We start from the raw sequence: 974 nt of genomic DNA on the forward strand, positions 1-974 counted from the left end.
CGTCGCGGTTGCGCTGCTGTCGCTGTTCCTGTTGACCGTCGCCCTGGCCACGCCTACGCATGACATGCGCATCCCGCGCAACCGCGCCTGCGTCGTGCTGATCATCGACATGTCGAACTCGATGCGCGCGACCGACGTCGAACCCAACCGGCTCAAGGCGGCCGAGCAGGCGGCCAGCCAGTTCGCCAGCCAGCTGACGCCGGGCATCAACCTGGGACTGGTCGGATTCGCGGGCACGCCCTACCTGCTGGTGCCGCCGACCCCGCAGCACGAGGCGACCCTCGAGGCGCTGAAGAAGCTCGAGTTCGCCGACGGGACGGCGACCGGTGAGGCGATCTTCACCGCGCTGCACGCGGTCGGCGCCGCGGCCATCACCGGCGGGGACACGCCGCCGCCGGCGCGGATCGTGCTGCTGTCCGACGGGGCCGAAAACGTGCCGCTGGACCCCAACGCGCCGCAGGGCGCGTTCACCGCGGCGCGGGCCGCCAAGGCCGAGGAGGTGCAGATCTCGACGATCTCCTTCGGCACGCCCTACGGCACCGTCGAGTACGAGGGCGCCACCATCCCGGTCCCCGTCGACGACCAGACGCTGCAGGAGATCACCAAGATCACCGACGGCCAGGCGTTCCACGCCGACAGCCTGGAATCGCTGGAGAGCGTCTATTCGACCCTGCAGCGCCAGATCGGCTATCAGACCGTCAAGGGCGACGCCAGCCTGGCCTGGATGCTGCTCGGCGCGGTGCTGCTGGCCGGCGCCGTCCTGGCCGGAGAGTTCCTGAACCGGCGGCTGCCCGCCTAAGCGGTCAGACGGCAGCGTCAGATCGGCAGGCGCCGGTTGATCAGCAGGCCCAGCGCCGCCGCGATCAGCGCGACGCCGACGCCCCGGCGCAGCCAGCCGGCGCTGCCGGGGCCGGGCACCGTGCGGAACCCGATGTCGTTCTCGATGGCGTTGTAGCTCTTGTTCAGCTCGCTGG

Annotated in this window: 1 protein-coding gene; it reads left to right on the forward strand. The window is 70.8% G+C overall.

Going from position 1 to position 974, the window contains the following annotated elements; genetic code table 11:
- Nucleotides 1–799 (forward strand): VWA domain-containing protein (locus tag A5706_RS21225; protein ID WP_068134873.1); only part of this gene is annotated, 799 nt, incomplete at its 5' end.
- Between the last annotated feature and the right edge of the window lie 175 nt (nucleotides 800–974).

It is taken from the genome of Mycobacterium sp. E796, from assembly GCF_001672815.1.
Taxonomy (GTDB): Bacteria; Actinomycetota; Actinomycetes; order Mycobacteriales; family Mycobacteriaceae; genus Mycobacterium.